The sequence below is a fragment of the Catenulispora pinisilvae genome, from assembly GCF_015356865.1.
Lineage (GTDB): Bacteria > Actinomycetota > Actinomycetes > Streptomycetales > Catenulisporaceae > Catenulispora > Catenulispora pinisilvae.
Map to the genome: position 1 here is coordinate 1 of NZ_JAAFZA010000222.1, position 17,290 is coordinate 17,290.

Below are 17,290 nucleotides of genomic sequence, written 5' to 3' on the forward strand. Positions count from 1 at the left end.
CGATAGGGGCGGCGTTGGGTGGGTGGTGGGGTTGTTGTCGGGTTTTCCGGTGCGGGTTCTGGTGGCGCCGGGTGTGTGTTTTTTCGGTGTCAGACGTCTGAGCGTGGGGTGGTGGAACCGGGCTTGGCGGCCGGTCGCGTTACGGTAACCTAAGCGCTCACTACTCGGCCGTACGTCGGGCCCCGGGCGTGCGTCCGGTCCGTTGCGGTCGTCCCTCTACCGCGTTCGAGGACATAAACAATGGGACAGACTCTGCAGGAGAGCCTCCTCAATCCGACCAACCGCCCGCAGGTCGTGAAGGACTGCGTGCAGCTCGTTGACGAGCAGGTCAAGGACTCGGGGCTGATGGTGAAGGGCGCCTACAAGGTCGTCACCGCGTTCAAGTCCGGCATCATCCACGATGCTGTGGACACCCTGGTGGACGACTTCGTGACGCGGCTGGAGCCGTTCCACGAGGACTTCGTCTCCGCCGGTGGCGGTTCGTTCGGCGACTATCTGGCCGGGAGGGGGCCGGAGGTGTCGAACGCGCTGCTGGGGGTGACGGACGAGCGGGCCGCCCAGTCTGACCGGGCCACGCTGCGCAAGGCTTACGAGCAGGTGCGGCCCAAGGGCGTCGACAACATCGAGAAGGCGCTGCCGAAGCTGGGCAAGATCGTCGAGAAGTACACCGTCTGAGTTGACGGTGCCGCAGCGGCTGCTCCGGGCGTCCCCGGGGCAGCCGCCGCTTTTCCTGGTGGCCGGCCCGCTGTCCCCTGCGGTCCACCACTGGCACCGGCGAGGTGTCCCACATCGCCGGCACCGGCCGGGCGCATGAGCGTGGGGCGCCGGCCGGGCGCTGCGATCCGCACCGGTGATTCGAGCGGTTCAACGACCGAGTGACCCGGCGGTTACGGCTCGGGCCCGAGGTTCGCCTGGTTTCGGGAACGCGCCGGTCGGCAGGTGATCGGCGGCGGCCCGGCAAGGGCTCAGACCCGGCCGCGGCACAGCTCCAGCACAGCCATCGCGATGGTCACGCCGGGACGGCCCAGAGTCTCGCGGTAGCGGGTGATGATCTCGGTCTCGCGCTTGAGGTCCAGGCGGCGGCCGCCCTCGGCGATGCGAGCCGACTGGATGTCAGCCGCGGTGCCGACCCGCTCGGTGATGAGCGCGAGGATGCGGGCGTCCAGGTCGTCGATGCGGGCCCGGCCGGTCAGGACGCCGGCCGGAGTGGGCTGGCCCGTCTGCTCGACAGCGGCAGGCACGGCGGATGCGGCGGTCCCGGCAGACGCGGCAGACGTCGCGGATACAGGTACGGCCACGGGCCCGGGCACGGAAACGACGGGCTCCCCCGGCAAGCCAGCACCGGGCGCGGAGTCGGCGGACGTGCGGTCGGGAGACGTACGGTCGGCGGACGTGGAGTCGGCGGTGGCGCTGGCGGTCATGATGGCGGGGCTCCTCGGGCTCGGCCCGGGCTCCCTGCGGTCCAGCGCCCCGCACCAACGGCGAACGCCCCGAACCGGAAGGGGTCCGAGGCGCTCGTTGGCTTGGTTCTGCTCAGCAGCCGACGATGACTAGGGACCCAGGTCCATAGCCATAAAAAAATCGGCGATTCGCGAGCATGAGGTCATGGTGCCACGGCGTCCACGGCCCGGTCCAGCCGGTCTCATGATCCGGGCCGAACAGTTCAGGACGGCGGTCGGCCATTACCGGCCGCCAACCACCGCCGACCGCCAACCAACCCGTACGGCCCCGTCCCACCCACCTACGTCCACGCCTACATCTACGTCCACACGTCGATATTCGCCCGCTCAGCATCCCCATACTGCTGCTGAGCGACCTCCAACACCCTCCCGATCTGCTGCAGCACCTCGTTCAGATCAGCCTGCGCCTGATCCCACTGCCGCTGCCGATCCTGGTAGTCCGCCGCCGCCTGCCCGCTCCACGTCTGGGTCAGCGGTTGCAGCAGCGTCCGCAGGTCGTGCAACTTGCTGTTCAGCTCGTTGTGCGCCGCCGCCACGTTCTGCGACGCCGAGGACAGCGTCTCAGCGTGGACGAGCAGTTCGCCTCCGTAGCTCATCGCCTCTCCTCCCCTCAGCCGATCAGGCCGGCGACGCGGTTGACGGCCGTGGTGTTCGACTCCTCGGCCGCCGAGTATCGGCGGTGGGTGCCGGACAGGGACTCGGCGATCCCGCCGAGTGCGGCGTTGAGCTTGCGGGCGTCGGCGTTCCAGCGCTGGTGCAGGTTCTGGAACGCGCCGGAGGCGGCGCCCTTCCAGGTCGAGGCGATCGGCTCCAGCTGGGCCAGCAATGTGGCCAGCAGCGTGGCGATCTCCTCGTTGACCGTGCCGACCTGCGCGGCGGCCTGCGCCATCACGTCCAGTGTGGCGCCGAACTGGGCCGGCCCGGCCGGCGCCGGGCCGCCGGGCGCGGGGACGAACGCGGACGAGGCGGGTTCCGTCATGCGGATCACCATCCCCTCTGGTGCGATGCGGTGACGTTGCGACGAAGCGGTGATGCTGTTTCGACGTCACAGAGGAGGCGATCGATGACCTTGGGTGACGTCGGACCACCACCGTAACCTCCGGCACCGACAATCGGAACCAAACGGTCGCGGCGTCACCCGTTTTGCGGAACGGCTACTTCATTCTCAAGGTCTTGAGCAGCTTCAGCGAACGCAGCATCAGCGAGCCCCAGCGCTCCTCGGACATCCCGAACCAGGGCGCGATCGGCAGCAGCCGCTGACGGGCCGCCGTCTGCGCCTCGGTGAACCGCAGGATCCCCTCAGCACCGTGCCGCCGCCCGACCCCGGACTGCCCCATGCCGCCCATCGGCGAGTCGACCGAACCCCAGGCCGCCGCGTACGCCTCGTTGACGTTGACAGTGCCGGCATGCAGCTGGCGCGCGATCTCTCGGGCCCGCTTGTGGTCACGGGTCCACATAGAAGCGTTCAGACCGTAGGGCGTGTTGTTGGCGTCCGCTATTGCCTCGCCCTCGTTCTTAAAGGAGTACACGGACACCACAGGTCCGAACGTCTCCTCCCCATAGACACGCATGGTGTCCTTAACGTCCCCGAGTACGGTCGGCTCATAGAAGAGCGGCCCTACCTCCGCGCGGCGACGGCCACCGGACAGGACCTTCGCGCCCTTAGCCTTGGCGTCCTCCACATGCAGCGTCACGTTCTCCAGCTGCTTCGTATTGGTCAGCGAACCCATGTCCGCGGAGTAGTCGAGCCCGGAGCCCAGGCGCATCGCACGGACTTCCGTAAGGAAGCGCGACAGGAACTCGTCGTACTTGGTGTAGTGAACGTATATACGCTCTATAGAGATACAGAGCTGCCCTGCGGAGGAGAAGCAGCCGCGCAGCGCACCGGACACCGACTTCTCTATGTCCGCATCGTCGAGCACGAGCATGGCGTTCTTGCCGCCGAGTTCCAACGAACACCCGATCAGCCGGGATGCCGCAGCCTGCGCGACAGTACGTCCCGTAGTAGTGGAACCGGTGAACGCCACATAGTCGGCGTTCTCCACGACCGCGGGCCCGACCACCGGACCGTCGCCGACGACCACCTGCCACAGGTCCTCCGGCAGCCCGGCCTGGACGGCGAGTTCGCGCAACCGCAGCCCAGTGAGCGCAGTCTGCGTGTCCGGCTTGTGCACCACCGCGTTGCCCGCGATAAGCGCCGGTATGACGTCGGAGACGGCGAGCGCCAGCGGGTAGTTCCACGGCGTGATGATGCCGACGACGCCCTTGGGGATGCGGTTCTCGGTGACCTTCGTCAGGACCGGCAGTACGCCGCGGCGGCGCTTGCTCCGTATATAGCCGCGGGAGGCGTACGCGTAGTGGCGGGTCGCGGCGGCGGCCGACAGGACCTCGTCCAGAGCGTGCTTACGCGCCTTGCCGGTCTCTATCTGAACCAGGTCCAGGAGCTGGTCGGAGCGCTCCAGGAGCAGGTCGTGCATTCGGCGGGCGACCTTAGTCCGGTGCGACAGGTGGGTCTGCCCCCACGCTTGCTGCGCGACGCGGGCCTTGGCGAAGGCGGCGCGGACGTCTTGCGGGGCGCTGGCGGGGAAGTCGGCGATGAGTTCGCCGGTGAGCGGACTGTAGGACTGCGTCCGCCCGCCCACGGCCCCGTGGATGGCCACCTTGCCGACCAGCCGCTCGACCAGATCGGCGGAGAGCCGGGAGTGGATGCTGTCGAGGCGGGTGGCCTGCTGGGGTCCGGCCCCGCCCGGAACGTCCTGCGCGTCCTCGGATATGCCGTTGCCCGGGTCGATGGTGTCGGCGGTCATGGCGATGAGCTTCCCAGAAAAACCCACCGGTGTCAGCCATGGGTAACAACATGTGAAGACACGCGTCGGGCCCCTTCCGTTGTCCCAGGCACTACGGAAGGGGCCCGACACTCGGGGGGCCGGACCCTCAGCTGACGCTGAGAGCCACGTTCTTGACGCCGTCGAACACCTGGCGCGAGGCCAGGGGGGCGGCGAGTTTCACGGTCGCCTCACCGTTGCGCATGTTGTCCGGGCACATCATCCCGACCCGGTAGTGCGAAACGGTCTTCAGCTCGACCACGACCTTGGAGGCGTCCTGGCTCGTCACCACGAGCTGCGGCTGGTCGTTGCACCCGCCCCAGTTCACCTCGGTGGCCAAGGTGACACCGTCCTTCTCCAGTACGACGCCCTGCGGTGAGACGTACTTCACCGTTCCGGGGTCCGAGGGGTTGGAGGCGCTGCCGGAGCTCGAAGCGGACGTGCTCGGGCTCGCGGGGGACGAGGGGGTAGACGACGAGGCGGTGTCGCCGCCCGCGCCGGCATTCGATGCGCTGGAGCCTCCCGAGCTGCGGGAGGCGCACCCGGCCAGCGCCGTCAACACGACGGCGGTGGTCGCCACGGTCTTCACCAGGGGCTTCATTGTGCTCCATCTCCTAGCCGACACTGTCACTGGCAGTTGGACGCAGCGACTCGCACCCCGGTTCCCCACTTTTTCGCGGATCTTCGCCGAGCCCTCAGTCTGGAGCCCTCAGCGGGACAGCTCTTCGTACCCCACACCGGTAGCCGCGACGGACTGGTCCCACAACGCGGCGGCCACGGACTCGTCCTGCGCAATCAAGCTCATGACGGCTCGCGCGGGCGCGCCGCGCATCTCGCCAGGACCGCGCGGTCCGATGTACTCGCCCCCGAACAGGTCCACATGTGTCGCTGCATATAGAGACGGCCACGCACCTGTGGCGGGGCTCTGGCCGGTCGCCCTGGTGACGAACTGGGACAGTCCGGAGACGACCCGGTTATGCCGGCTGAAGGAGGTCTTGGTGAACAAGCCGGTGGCCGTATAGCCGGGGTGCGCAGCGACACTCGCTAGTGCGACCCGCGCGCGCTTCGCCTTACGGTCCAACTCCCGGGCGAACAAGAGGTTGGCGAGCTTGGAGCGCCCGTAGGAGGAGACACGATGCCGGTGCCAGTCGGCTTCGCTGTAGGACTCCTTGGTATTGACCTCGGCCGGTTCGAAGTCCCAGACCGGCCGGGCGCGGCGGTGCGTGAGGCTGGAGATGGTGACCACGCGGCCGGACTCCGCGGCCAGCAGCAGCGGCAACACCCGGCCGGTGAGCGCGAAGTGCCCGAGGTGGTTGGTCCCGAACTGGAGCTCGAAGCCGTCGTCGGTGGTCAGGCCGTCCGGCACCATCACGCCCGCGTTGTTGATCAGGATGTCCACGGCCGCCGTGCGGTCGGCCAGGTCGGCGGCGGCGTCCTCGATCGAGTCCAGGCTCGCCAGGTCGACGGTGACGATCTCGACGAGTCCGCGCGCGGAGGGGATCACCCCGGTGATCCGCTCCCGCGCGAACTCTCCTTTGTCCGGATCACGAACGGCGAGCAGGGTCCGGGCTCCGTGACGCGCGAGTTCCAACGCTGTTCGGAACCCGATCCCGCTGCTGGCCCCCGTGACCATGGCGACTCGCCCCGTCAGATCCGGCATTTCCTCCGGAGTCCAATGCGGCATAGCGCCATCCTGGCGTGATCAGCCGCGCCTGTCACTACCTGTCACTAGGCCGGGAGCGCCGCTTCGATGGCTTCGACCACCTCGGAGGCCTCCGGTTCGGTGCGCGGACGGAAGCGCTTGAGGACGGTCCCGTCGGCGCCGATCAAGAACTTTTCAAAGTTCCACTGGATGTCGCCGTCGTTGCCCTCGGCGTCGGTCGTCTTGGAGAGCTCGGTGTAAAGGGGGTGCCGATCGTCCCCGTTCACCTCGATCTTCTCCATCAGGGGGAAGGTCACTCCGTAAGTCGCTGAGCAGAACTCCTGGATCTCCTCAGCGCTGCCCGGCTCCTGACCCATGAACTGGTTGCAGGGGACGCCGAGGACCGTGAAACCGCGGTCGGCGTAGCGCTCGTGGAGGCGCTCCAGGCCTTCGTACTGAGGCGTGAGGCCACAGCGGGAGGCGACGTTGACGAGGAGAACGGCCTTGCCCTGGTAGTCCTTGAGCGAGGCCGGCTTGCCGTCGAGGGTGTTGATCGGGATGTCGTAGAGGCTCATGTCGGTATCAAAGCACGCGGGCTTGAACAGATTCCCGGGTGGCTCAACCACCCGGGCTCCATCTGGAGCCCATCTGGGCTCCATCAGGGACTACATCACTGGGACGATGTCCGGCGCGCCGAGCCGGGCCGCGTCCGCGGTGGCGTCGTCCGGCTGCTCCTGAGATTCCCGTTCGGCGGCCACTCGCGCCACGTAATGCTCGACCTCGCGCTTGATCTGCTCCTCGGTCCAGCCGAGGACCGGGGCGATAAGGCGCGCCGTGGGTTCGGCGGCACCGACTCCACGGTCGAAGGTCTCGATGGAGACCCGGAGCCGGCGGGCCAGGACGTCGTCCAAGTGCAGCGCGCCTTCGGACTGAGCCGCGTAGACGACTTCCGCCTTGAGGTAGTCCTCCGCGCCGGGCAGCGGTTCAGCGAGGTCCGGCTGTGCCGCGGTGAGGTCCAAGACTTCGTCGACCAGGGAACCGTAGCGGCGCAGGAGGTGTTCCACGCGCGCAACGTGTAGCCCGCTACGTGTTGCGATCCGGGTGCGGTTGTTCCACAGCGCCTGATACCCGTCGGCACCGAGCAGCGGGACGTTCTCCGTCGGAGACTCCGGGACGCCTCCGCCGAGCCCGTGGACGGCCGCGTCGACGGCGTCCTTCGCCATCACCCGGTACGTCGTGTACTTGCCGCCGGCCACGACCACGAGGCCGGGTACGACGTGCGCGACGATGTGCTCCCGCGACAGCTGTGACGTCTCGTCGGACTCGCCGGCGAGCAACGGACGGAGTCCGGCGTACACGCCCTCTACGTCGGCCCGCGACAGGGGCACGTTAAGGACGGAGTTGACGTGATCCAACAGGTACTGGATGTCGGTCTTAGAGGCCGCCGGGTGCGCCTTGTCGAGGGTCCAGTCAGTGTCGGTCGTGCCGATGATCCAGTGGCGGTCCCACGGGATGATGAAGAGGACGGACTTCTCCGTGCGGAGGATGATTCCGCTGGAGGACTGGATGCGGTCCTTGGGGACCACAAGGTGGATCCCCTTAGAGGCGCGCACATGGAAGCGTCCACGCTCCCCCACCAAAGCCTGCGTGTCATCGGTCCACACGCCGGTGGCGTTCACCACCTGCTTGGCGCGGATCTCCTGGGTGTTGCCGGTCTCCAGGTCCGTGACAATAACGCCGGTGACCCGCTCCCCTTCACGGAGGAAGCCCGTGACTCGTGCCCGGGACGCTACGTGCGCGCCGTAGCTCGCGGCGGTACGCGCGAGGAACGTCACGTAGCGCGCGTCGTCTACCTGCGCGTCGTAGTACTGGATGGCTCCCACAAGCGAGGAACGCTTTAGCGCGGGCGCGATACGTAGCGCACCGCGTCGTGTCAGCTGGCGGTGCAGGGGCAGACCTCTGCCGTGGCCGGACGACGTGGCCATCCCGTCATACAGGGCGACCCCGGAACCCGCGTATACGCGCTCCCAGGCACGGCCCGTCAGCGGGTACAGGAACGGGACCGGACGCACCAGGTGCGGGGCCAGCCGCTCCAGCAGTAGGCCGCGTTCCTTCAGCGCCTCGCGGACCAGACCGAAATCAAGCATCTCCAGATAGCGAAGGCCGCCGTGGATGAGTTTGGAGGAGCGGGAGGACGTACCCGACGCCCAGTCCCGCGCCTCCAACAGACCCACGCTCAGACCCCGGGTCGCGGCGTCCAACGCCGTCCCGGTTCCCACGACGCCACCGCCCACGACCACGACGTCGAGCTCGCGCTCTGCCATGGCGGACAGCGCCGCCTCCCGCTGCTTTGGACCCAGCTGCACACTACGCACACCACAAGCCTGCCCTAACTGGGGCCACTACACGCGGGCACGGGAGGCACATCACCCGTGAAGCCGATCACAAGTGAGGTGATCAGGCCTCTCTACAGCGATCCCGGGCACTCCCGAGCGTTCCCCCACAGTCCCCTGAAGGGCGGAACGCTCAGGTCGCGATGGTGACCTCGACGCGCTGGAAGCCCTTGAGCTCGGTGTAGCCGCAGGTCCCCATCGCGCGACGCAGGGCGCCGGAGAGGTTCATGGTTCCGTCGGGCGAGGAGGACGGCCCGTTGAGGATTTCCTCCAGCGTCCCGACGGTGCCGACCGCGGTGCGGTGCCCGCGCGGGACCGAAGCGTGGTGCGCCTCCGTGCCCCAGTGGAAGCCCCGGCCCGGCGCCTCGGCGGCCCGGGCCAGCGGGGAGCCGATCATCACCGCGTCGGCGCCACAGGCGATCGCCTTGGTGATGTCGCCGGAGACGCCCATGGCGCCGTCCGCGATGACGTGCACATAGCGGCCGCCGGACTCGTCCAGATAGTCGCGGCGCGCGGCGGCTACGTCGGAGACCGCGGAGGCCATCGGCACCGCGATACCGAGGACGTCACGGGTGGTCTGCGTCGAGCCGCCGCCGAAGCCGACCAGGATGCCCGCGGCACCGGCACGCATAAGGTGCAGGGCCGCCTGGTAGGTCGCGCAGCCGCCGACCACGACCGGGATGTCGAGCTCGTAGATAAACTGCTTCAGGTTCAGCGGCTCGGCGCCGGCCGACACGTGTTCGGCGGACACTGTGGTGCCGCGGATGACCAACATGTCGAGGCCCGCTGCGACGGCCACTGACTGGAACTCCGCGGTGAGTTGCGGAGACAGTGCGCCGGCCACGGTGACGCCGGCGGCGCGGATCTCCTTGACGCGCGCGGCGATCAGCTCGGGCTGTACCGGGGCGCTGTAGATCTCCTGCAGACGCTTGGTGAAGTCGTCTGCGGGGAGATCCGCGATCTCCTGCAGAAGTGGCTCAGGGTTCTCGTAGCGGGTCCACAGGCCCTCCAGGTTGAGGACGCCGAGGCCGCCGAGCTTGCCGATCCGGATCGCGGTGGCCGGGGAGACCACGCTGTCCATCGGCGCGGCCATGAACGGCGTGTCGAACCGGTAGGCGTCGATCTGCCAGGCGATGGAGACTTCTTCGGGGTCCCGGGTGCGGCGCGACGGGACGACCGCCACGTCGTCGAACCCGTAGGCACGGCGGCCACGCTTGGCCCGGCCGATCTCGACCTCGGTCACCTGGACTACCTCGACTCTCTGCAGACGTACTTACGGCCCGACGCTACAGCGTCGGGCCGTCGGGTGCTCTATCGGTGCTCTATATGGTCAGCGATGGTCAGCGCTCTATATGGTCAGCGCTTGGAGTAGTTCGGCGCCTCGACCGTCATCTGGATGTCGTGCGGGTGGCTCTCACGCAGGCCGGCGGCGGTGATCCGGACCAGCTGCGCGTCCTGCAACTGCGGGACGGTGTGGGCGCCGCAATAGAGCATCGACTGGCGCAGGCCGCCGATCAGCTGCTGCACCACGGAGGCCAGCGGGCCGCGGTAGGGAACCTGGCCCTCGATGCCCTCGGCGATCAGCTTCTCGTCCGACTCGACGTCGCCCTGGAAGTAGCGGTCCTTGGAGTAGGACTTGTTCTCGCCGCGGGACTGCATTGCGCCCAGCGAGCCCATGCCGCGGTAGGACTTGAACTGCTTGCCGTTGATGAACAGCAGCTCGCCGGGCGACTCCTCGCAGCCGGCCAGCAGCGAGCCGAGCATCACCGAGTCGGCGCCGGCGGCGATCGCCTTGCCGATGTCGCCGGAGTACTGCAGGCCGCCGTCGGCGATCACCGGGACGCCGTGCTCGCGGGCCGCCTGGGCGACCTCGTAGACCGCCGTCACCTGCGGCATGCCGACTCCGGCTACTACACGCGTAGTGCAGATGGAGCCCGGACCCACGCCGACCTTGATCGCGTCGGCGCCGGCTTCGATCAGCGCCCGGCCGCCGGCCGAGGTGACCACGTTGCCGGCGATCACGTCCATGTGCGGGGCCTCGGCCTTGACCTTGGCGATCATGTCCAGCTCGACCTTGGAGTGGCCGTGCGCGCTGTCGATGACCAGGAAGTCCACACCGGCCCGGATCAGGGCCTGGGCCCGCTCGAAGGAGTCGCCGAGGAAGCCGATCGCCGCGCCGACCCGCAGCCGGCCGTTCTCGTCCTTGGTGGCCAGCGGGTATTTCTCGCTCTTGTCGAAGTCCTTGACGGTGATCAGGCCGGACAGCTTGCCGTCCGGGTTGATCAAGGGCAGCTTCTCGATCTTGTGCTGGGCCAGGAGCTTCATCGCGTCCTCGCCGCTTATCCCGGCCGGGCCGGTCACCAGCGGCATCGGGGTCATGACCTCGGCCACCCGGCGCGACTTGTCCACCTCGAAGCGCAGGTCGCGGTTGGTGATGATGCCCAGCAGGGTGCCGTCGGCGGCGGTCACCGGCAGGCCGGAGATGCGGTACTTGGCACACAGCGCGTCCACCTGGGCCAAGGTGGCGTCCGGCGCGACGGTCACCGGCTGGGTGACCATGCCCGACTCCGAGCGCTTGACCAGGTCCACCTGCGCGGCCTGGGCCTCGATCGACAGGTTGCGGTGCAGGACGCCGACCCCGCCCTGGCGGGCCATGGCGATCGCCATGCGGGCCTCGGTGACGGTGTCCATGGCCGCCGAGATCAGCGGCACGTTCAAGGTGATGTTGCGCGACAGCCGGGTCCCGGTGATCAGATCGGTGGGCACCACTTCGGAGTAGGCCGGCACCAGCAGGACGTCATCGTAGGTCAGGCCGAGAGTCGCGAACTTGGCGGGCAGGCCGGCGTCAGACATGTCACCATCCGAATGTCAAGGGGGACCGATAAGCAATCTTCCCCCAGGAATCCGGCCCGACCAAACCGATCAACGGATGATCGCCTCCGGCGTGCTCGGAATCACACCGGCACACGGCGCCGTTGGCCCCGCCGGGACCGCGGACGTGCGGACCGGCCGGTCCGCCCTCAGCGGACCAGGCCCCAGCGGAACCCGAGCGCGACGGCGTGCGCCCGGTCGGAGGCGCCGAGCTTCTTGAACAGCCTGCGCGCATGGGTCTTCACCGTGTCTTCCGAGAGGAACAGGTCCCGGCCGATCTCGGCGTTGGAGCGGCCGTGGCTCATGCCCTCCAGCACCTGGATCTCGCGGGCGGTCAGGGTCGGGACGGCGCCGATCTCGGCCGGGCGCAGCCGGCGCGGGGCCAGCCGCCAGGTCGGGTCGGCCAGCGCCTGGCTGACGGTGGCGCGCAGCTCGGCCCGGGAGGCGTCCTTGTGCAGGTAGCCGCGGGCGCCGGTGGCCACCGCGAGCGCCACGCCGTCCAGGTCCTCGGCCATGGTGAGCATGATCACCCGGGCGTTGGGGTCGTTGGACAGCAGCCGCCGCACGGTCTCCACGCCGCCCAGGCCCGGCATCCGCACGTCCATCAGGACCAGGTCGGAGCGGTCGGCCGTCCACCGGCGCAGCACTTCCTCGCCGCTGTTGGCGGTGGTGACCTTGTCGACACCGGGCACGGTCGCCACGGCGCGTCGCAGCGTCTCCCGGGCCAGCGGGGAGTCGTCGCAGACTAGGATGGACGTCATTGGTCAAGCCTCCACATTCGTGAGGTTGTGACACCTATTGAGCTTATGGCGGACAGGTCCCCGTAGTCGATGGTTCGCGCCGCTTCGCCACCCACCCATATGCGGACCGCTGCGCGTGGCGCCTCGGACAGAGGCGGTCGGGCGGCGGGCGGGAACGCGGGCCATCGTCACTCCGAGATGCAAAACGAGCTTCACCCGAAAGCGTTACGCGCTCCGCGATGTTTTTTTCAGACGGCGCTGGGGCGGGATCAGCCCCCGCTCAGCGGACTTCGCCTGGCGTGGGATCGGGGTCCAGGGGCGATCTTCGGGGCGGTCGGCGTAGTCCTCGCCGGCCTCGTCCCGGTTGTCGCCCGGGTCTTTGGAATCCCTGGAGTCCCTGGAGTCCCTTGAGCCCCGTCCGCCACGTCCGCCCCGGCCACCTCCGCCACCACTCTCGGGGGGCAGGCCGGCGTCCAAGGCCCGCACCCACCCGTCGTGGTCCCAGCCGTCATCTTCGGGGAGCCCGATCAACCTGCCGCGCCTCTCGTTCCAGCCGGCGGTCCACCGCCGTGCTGTTGCTCACGTTCCGTAGTCGATTGCGGCAACTCAGTGACAATCGAGCACGGTTCGGGGCATGATCGGTATGACCGCTCGCCGGATCAGGTATTGGACAACTGACACCTGGTTCACCACGAGGTAGGGCCGCCGCCGCGGCGCCGATGCATTTCCCGCACTCTCAACGGGATCATGCACCCGCCGCGGCTGCGGCCAACACGATGCAGCCGAAGACCACTCCATCTAGCGACTCGCCGTCGGTCGTCCGACAACAGACGACTGACCTGCGGATTCGCGGTTTTGCTGGTCGGCGGAAGGAAGGGTTCACCATGGCCGACGTGTCCCGTCTCCCGGGCCCGAACGCGGACTTCTGGGACTGGCAGTTGCGCGGCTCATGCCGCGGGACCGACAGCGACTTGTTCTTCCATCCAGAGGGCGAGCGCGGTCAAGCGCGGACCTCGCGGGAGGAGGCCGCGAAGGAGGTCTGTCTGCACTGCCCGGTATGCAAGCCATGCCGCGAGCACGCGCTGCGCGTGCACGAGCCCTATGGCGTGTGGGGCGGCATGACCGAGGAAGAGCGCGACGAGCACTACACGCGGGAGAAGTCGGCCGCACGGGCCGCGAAGCTCGCGGCGCTGGCCACGGCGAAGAACACCAAGCCGGTGCGCAAGCCGACGACGAAGGTCCCGGTGAAGCTCCAGTCGAAGCCTTCGGGTGCGCCGGCTACCGCGCCCAGTAATGGGATGACGATGACGCGGCCGGCTAACGCGGTTTCGGCCGGGGTGCGGGCTAAGGCGAAGACTAAGCCGTAGTCGCGGTCCCTAGAGACGCCCGGTTCAGGGTTCTCGATCTACGGCCCGTGGTTCACAAGGCTGGCCCGGCTTCCCCGCCTTTAAGGCGAGCGGCAGAAGGGCGGCTCTATACGGAGTTCTGTATAGAGCCGCCCTTCGCTGTACAGAGCCGCCCTCAGGGTTCGCTATAGCGCTAGCGAGCCCTGAGGGGCTGTGGCCCTTGGTCACTGCGGCCAGCCGCGGTTGTAGCCGTGCGTTGCCGTAGCGGTTGCTGCGGCCGTGGCCGTGGCCGTGGCCGTGGGTTCCAGTGCCTGTGGCCGTGGCCGTAGCGGTTGCTGTGGCCGTAGCCGTAGCTGTGGGTTCTAGTGGCTGTGGCCGTGGCCGCCGTGCGAGTGGCCGTGGCCCTCGTCTTCCTTCGGCTCCGGCTTCTCGACGACCAGGGTCTCGGTCGTGAGCAGCATCGAGGCGATGGAGGCGGCGTTGGCCAGCGCGGAACGGGTGACCTTGACCGGGTCGATGACGCCGGCCGCGACCAGGTCGACGTACTCGCCGGTGGCCGCGTTCAGGCCGGAGCCGACGGGCAGGTTCGAGACCTTGTCGGTCACGACGTAGCCCTCGAGGCCGGCGTTCTCGGCGATCCAGCGCAGCGGCTCGACCGCGGCGCGGCGGACGACGCGCACGCCGGTCGCCTCGTCGCCGGTCAGGCCCAGGTCGCCGTCCAGCACCGAGACGGCGTGGACCAGAGCGGAGCCACCACCGGCGACGATGCCCTCCTCGACCGCGGCGCGGGTCGCGGAGATGGCGTCCTCCAGACGGTGCTTCTTCTCCTTCAGCTCGACCTCGGTGGCCGCGCCGACGCGGATGACGCACACGCCGCCGGCCAGCTTGGCCAGCCGCTCCTGCAGCTTCTCGCGGTCCCAGTCGGAGTCGGTGGTCTCGATCGCGGCCTTGATCTGCTTCACGCGGTCGGACACGGCCGCACCGTCACCGGCGCCGTCCACGACGGTGGTGTCGTCCTTGGTGACGGTCACGCGGCGGGCGGTACCCAGCACCTCGACGCCGACCTGGTCCAGCTTCAGGCCGACCTCGGGCGCCACGACCTGCGCACCGGTCAGGATCGCCAGGTCCTCCAGGATCGCCTTGCGCCGGTCGCCGAAGGCCGGGGCCTTGACCGCGACCGAGGTGAAGGTGCCGCGGATCTTGTTCACGACCAGGGTGGACAGCGCCTCGCCGTCGACGTCCTCGGCGATGATCAGCAGCGGCTTGCGGGACTGCGCGACCTTCTCCAGCAGCGGCAGCAGCTCGTTCAGCGAGCTGATCTTGCCCTGGTTGATCAGGATGTAGGGGTCCTCCAGGACCGCTTCCATGCGCTCCTGGTCGGTCACCATGTAGGGCGACAGGTAACCCTTGTCGAACTGCATGCCCTCGGTGAACTCGAGCTCCAGGCCCATGGTGTTGGACTCTTCGACGGTGATGACACCGTCCTTGCCCACCTTGTCCATGGCCTCGGCGATCAGGTCGCCGATCGCCTTGTCCTGCGCCGAGATCGCACCGACCTGGGCGATGGACTCCTTGCTCTCCACCTGCTTGGCGGTGGACAGCAGCTGGTCGGACACGGCCACCACGGCCTTGTCGATGCCGCGCTTGAGCGCGATCGGCTGCGCGCCGGCCGCGACGTTGCGCAGACCCTCGCGCACCATCGCCTGGGCCAGCACGGTCGCGGTGGTGGTACCGTCACCGGCGACGTCGTTGGTCTTGGTGGCGACTTCCTTCGCCAGCTGCGCGCCGAGGTTCTCGTACGGGTCCTCGAGCTCCACCTCACGGGCGATCGTCACGCCGTCGTTGGTGATGGTCGGGGCACCGAACTTCTTGTCGATGACGACGTTACGGCCCTTCGGGCCGATGGTGACCTTGACCGCGTCGGCGAGCGCGTTGACTCCGCGCTCGAGCTTGCGGCGGGCGTCCTCGTCGAATTCGAGCATCTTCGCCATGAGCGAGTACGTTCCTTGTCTTTAAGAAGAAGAAAAATCCGCCCCGGCGGCATGGCCGGGTCCCCGGCCGCCCGGGGCGGATCGCAGCTGTGAGGGCCGCGCGACGAGTTACTTGTTGACGATCGCGAGCAGGTCGCGCGCCGACAGAACGAGGTAGTCCTCGTTGTTGTACTTGACCTCGGTGCCGCCGTACTTGCTGTAGAGGACGATGTCGCCCTCCTTGACGTCGAGCTCGACGCGCTTGCCGTCCTCCCAGCGCCCCGGGCCCACGGCCAGGACGACGCCCTCCTGCGGCTTCTCCTTGGCGGTGTCCGGAATGACGAGGCCGGAAGCGGTGGTCTGCTCGGCGTCGAGCGGCTTGACGACGACGCGGTCCTCGAGCGGCTTGATGGCAACGGTAGCCACGATGTGTGACCTTTCGTTCGCGTGACGGATGGCTACGCGGAACTGGTTGCGGAACCTGTCGTCGCGGGTGCCAGGGTCCGGCCGGATCGCGCTGGCACTCTCGGTGCGAGGGTGCCAAAGGCGAGAGTAGGCGGGCCTTTAGCACTCGGTCAAGTGGAGTGCCAGGGCCGCCGGCCGGGGGCCGAACCCCGCCACGGCACACCTGCGTGCCGGGCGGCGCATGCGCCCCCGTTCGCCACCCGCGGGGAGAGCGGGCGGTGGGGTTGCCCTCCCGGGGCCGGCGCGCCGGCCCCGGGACTGCTCGGTGGTGGGGGAGCTCCCCCGCCCTAGACACTGACCAGTGTCCGGGGCTTTTCTCCCCTTCCACCGAGCAGACAGGCGACCTGGCGACCGCCCGAGGGCACGACGTCCGATGCGCCCGCCGCGCGGTGAGCTCTGTCCGCGGCGACGGGTGTGTTCGGCTGTCGGTCCCCGGCGGCTGTGATCCGTGATGCTGCCGCCGGGTACACGTCCATAGTTCGTTATTGCCGCGAATCGGACATCCGATGTTGTGCGTATCAGTGGCTACGCAGAATCGACGAGGCCGAATGGATGATGCTGATGTTGGCGGCGTTGGGGCTGCTGCGGGTGGGCTGGACGGGGGCGGCTGTGTGCGCGACGCCGCAGTGTTCAGCAGCGGGCCGGGCGGCGGGCAGGCTCGCCGACCTGGCGGGGGCGGCGCGTGGCGGGCGCGACAGGCGACAGGCCACGCATGGCACATGGCACATGGCACATGGCGGACGGCGGACGGCGGACGGCGGACGGCGGACGGCGGCGCAGAACAGCACATGGTAGCCAGGTGCGACAAGGTGGCGGGGGCTGCGTGTGGCTCGACCAAGCTGCGCCGGGTCGGTGGGCCCGGCTACCCGCCGGCCGAGGAGCGGCGATGGGCCGGTAGGGCGCCAGCCCATCAGACGCGGGGCCCAGACGCGCCTCAGACGCGGGGCTCAGGCGCGGGGCTCAGACGTAGTCCTCCAGGCGGGCGAAGGTGTAGCCCTGTTGCTGGACTATGCGGAACAGGTTGGTCATCAGTTCGTGCATCTCGGGCCAGCCTTTGCCGTTGGCTTTGGGGCCTCGGAAGTGGGCTAGGAGGATGTCGCCGGGGCGGAGCTTTTTGTCGGCGGCTTGCCATTGGAAGCCTTGCTTTTGGAAGGAGGCTCGCCAGTAGCAGATGGCTTTGAGGCTGTTTTGCTTGCAGGCCTCTTGGGTTGCTTTGTTGGTGTTTCCGAAGGGGGCTCGGAAGAGGTATGGGTGGGTGTTGTAGGTCTTGACCAGTTTTTGCTGTTGGCCTGTGACCTCGGATAGTTGGCGGGCGGCGCTTAGGGTCGGCATGTCTGGGTGGTGGAGGGTGTGGTTCTGGATGGTGCAGTAGCCGGTGTCTCGGAGTTGGGTGAAGTAGTTGTAGTCGTCCTGGATGAAGATGTCTGCCAGGAACATGGTGATGGGGATGCGGAAGTCTTTGACCATTTGGAGGAAGGCGGGGTCTTTTTCGGCGCCGTCGTCGATGGTCAGGAAGCAGATCTTCTGGTCGGTGGGGATGTGGCTGATGACTGGGGGGAGGTCCACGTTGGTGTTGAC

Annotated in this window: 15 protein-coding genes and 1 pseudogene; 2 read left to right on the plus strand and 14 right to left on the minus strand. The window is 68.3% G+C overall.

Translation table 11 applies throughout. The features are described from left to right. The first annotated feature begins 240 nt into the window (after positions 1–240). On the plus strand, positions 241–675 hold the full coding sequence (locus tag IZR01_RS38980) for a DUF6918 family protein (RefSeq protein ID WP_194900168.1): 435 nt from the start codon (positions 241–243) through the stop codon (positions 673–675). A gap of 290 nt (positions 676–965) precedes the next feature. Here IZR01_RS38980 and IZR01_RS38985 read toward each other — a convergent pair whose 3' ends face one another. The 11 genes from IZR01_RS38985 to IZR01_RS39035 form a co-directional block, all read right to left on the minus strand. Further along, positions 966–1,421 (minus strand): chorismate mutase, encoded by a 456-nt coding sequence (locus IZR01_RS38985; protein ID WP_194926787.1) that lies wholly within the window; start codon positions 1,419–1,421, stop codon positions 966–968. A gap of 338 nt (positions 1,422–1,759) precedes the next feature. Then, a complete protein-coding gene (locus IZR01_RS38990; RefSeq protein ID WP_194897623.1) occupies positions 1,760–2,056 on the minus strand; it encodes a WXG100 family type VII secretion target in 297 nt (98 codons plus the stop codon). Between the two features lie 14 nt (positions 2,057–2,070). After that, entirely contained in the window at positions 2,071–2,439 is a 369-nt protein-coding gene (locus IZR01_RS38995) for a WXG100 family type VII secretion target (protein ID WP_194897622.1), read from the minus strand. Between the two features lie 175 nt (positions 2,440–2,614). Next, positions 2,615–4,267 carry a succinic semialdehyde dehydrogenase gene (locus IZR01_RS39000; protein ID WP_194897621.1) on the minus strand — a complete coding sequence of 551 codons (1,653 nt, stop codon included), beginning with the start codon at positions 4,265–4,267 and terminating at the stop codon, positions 2,615–2,617. Between the two features lie 127 nt (positions 4,268–4,394). Continuing rightward, entirely contained in the window at positions 4,395–4,886 is a 492-nt protein-coding gene (locus tag IZR01_RS39005; RefSeq protein ID WP_194926788.1) for a hypothetical protein, read from the minus strand. A 108-nt stretch (positions 4,887–4,994) separates the two neighbouring features. Further along, entirely contained in the window at positions 4,995–5,969 is a 975-nt protein-coding gene (locus tag IZR01_RS39010) for an oxidoreductase (RefSeq protein WP_194897619.1), read from the minus strand. Positions 5,970–6,013: 44 nt separating this feature from the next. Further along, entirely contained in the window at positions 6,014–6,502 is a 489-nt protein-coding gene (locus IZR01_RS39015) for a glutathione peroxidase (RefSeq protein ID WP_194926789.1), read from the minus strand. A gap of 90 nt (positions 6,503–6,592) precedes the next feature. Beyond that, positions 6,593–8,302: a glycerol-3-phosphate dehydrogenase/oxidase gene (locus tag IZR01_RS39020; RefSeq protein WP_194897617.1), complete on the minus strand. Its 1,710-nt coding sequence runs from the start codon at positions 8,300–8,302 to the stop codon at positions 6,593–6,595. 151 nt (positions 8,303–8,453) lie between these two features. Continuing rightward, positions 8,454–9,563 (minus strand): GuaB3 family IMP dehydrogenase-related protein, encoded by a 1,110-nt coding sequence (locus IZR01_RS39025; protein WP_194926790.1) that lies wholly within the window; start codon positions 9,561–9,563, stop codon positions 8,454–8,456. 113 nt (positions 9,564–9,676) lie between these two features. Continuing rightward, on the minus strand, positions 9,677–11,173 hold the full coding sequence (gene guaB / locus IZR01_RS39030) for an IMP dehydrogenase (RefSeq protein ID WP_194897615.1): 1,497 nt from the start codon (positions 11,171–11,173) through the stop codon (positions 9,677–9,679). Between the two features lie 167 nt (positions 11,174–11,340). Next, positions 11,341–11,952, minus strand: a complete 612-nt coding sequence (locus IZR01_RS39035; RefSeq protein WP_012785233.1) for a response regulator transcription factor — start codon at positions 11,950–11,952, stop codon at positions 11,341–11,343. 863 nt (positions 11,953–12,815) lie between these two features. Between IZR01_RS39035 and IZR01_RS54535 the strand changes: the two are divergent. After that, positions 12,816–13,077 (plus strand): annotated as a pseudogene (locus tag IZR01_RS54535) (WhiB family transcriptional regulator); the annotation flags it as partial. 562 nt (positions 13,078–13,639) lie between these two features. Here IZR01_RS54535 and groL read toward each other — a convergent pair. From groL to IZR01_RS39055, 3 genes are all read right to left on the minus strand, one after another. Next, positions 13,640–15,268, minus strand: a complete 1,629-nt coding sequence (groL, locus tag IZR01_RS39045) for a chaperonin GroEL (protein WP_194897613.1) — start codon at positions 15,266–15,268, stop codon at positions 13,640–13,642. A gap of 108 nt (positions 15,269–15,376) precedes the next feature. Next, positions 15,377–15,673 carry a co-chaperone GroES gene (gene groES, locus IZR01_RS39050; protein WP_212007089.1) on the minus strand — a complete coding sequence of 99 codons (297 nt, stop codon included), beginning with the start codon at positions 15,671–15,673 and terminating at the stop codon, positions 15,377–15,379. A gap of 999 nt (positions 15,674–16,672) precedes the next feature. Then, positions 16,673–17,290 (minus strand): polysaccharide deacetylase family protein (locus IZR01_RS39055; RefSeq protein WP_194926791.1); only part of this gene is annotated, 618 nt, incomplete at its 5' end.

Coding starts and splice junctions, on each gene's coding strand:
- IZR01_RS38985 (WP_194926787.1), bottom strand. CDS start 1,421: ATGACCGCCAGCGCCACCGCCGACTCCACGTCCGCCGACCGTACGTCT.
- IZR01_RS39015 (WP_194926789.1), bottom strand. CDS start 6,502: ATGAGCCTCTACGACATCCCGATCAACACCCTCGACGGCAAGCCGGCC.
- IZR01_RS39010 (WP_194897619.1), bottom strand. CDS start 5,969: ATGCCGCATTGGACTCCGGAGGAAATGCCGGATCTGACGGGGCGAGTC.
- guaB (WP_194897615.1), bottom strand. CDS start 11,173: ATGTCTGACGCCGGCCTGCCCGCCAAGTTCGCGACTCTCGGCCTGACC.
- IZR01_RS39000 (WP_194897621.1), bottom strand. CDS start 4,267: ATGACCGCCGACACCATCGACCCGGGCAACGGCATATCCGAGGACGCG.
- IZR01_RS38980 (WP_194900168.1), top strand. CDS start 241: ATGGGACAGACTCTGCAGGAGAGCCTCCTCAATCCGACCAACCGCCCG.
- IZR01_RS38990 (WP_194897623.1), bottom strand. CDS start 2,056: ATGAGCTACGGAGGCGAACTGCTCGTCCACGCTGAGACGCTGTCCTCG.
- IZR01_RS39035 (WP_012785233.1), bottom strand. CDS start 11,952: ATGACGTCCATCCTAGTCTGCGACGACTCCCCGCTGGCCCGGGAGACG.
- IZR01_RS38995 (WP_194897622.1), bottom strand. CDS start 2,439: ATGACGGAACCCGCCTCGTCCGCGTTCGTCCCCGCGCCCGGCGGCCCG.
- groL (WP_194897613.1), bottom strand. CDS start 15,268: ATGGCGAAGATGCTCGAATTCGACGAGGACGCCCGCCGCAAGCTCGAG.
- IZR01_RS39005 (WP_194926788.1), bottom strand. CDS start 4,886: ATGAAGCCCCTGGTGAAGACCGTGGCGACCACCGCCGTCGTGTTGACG.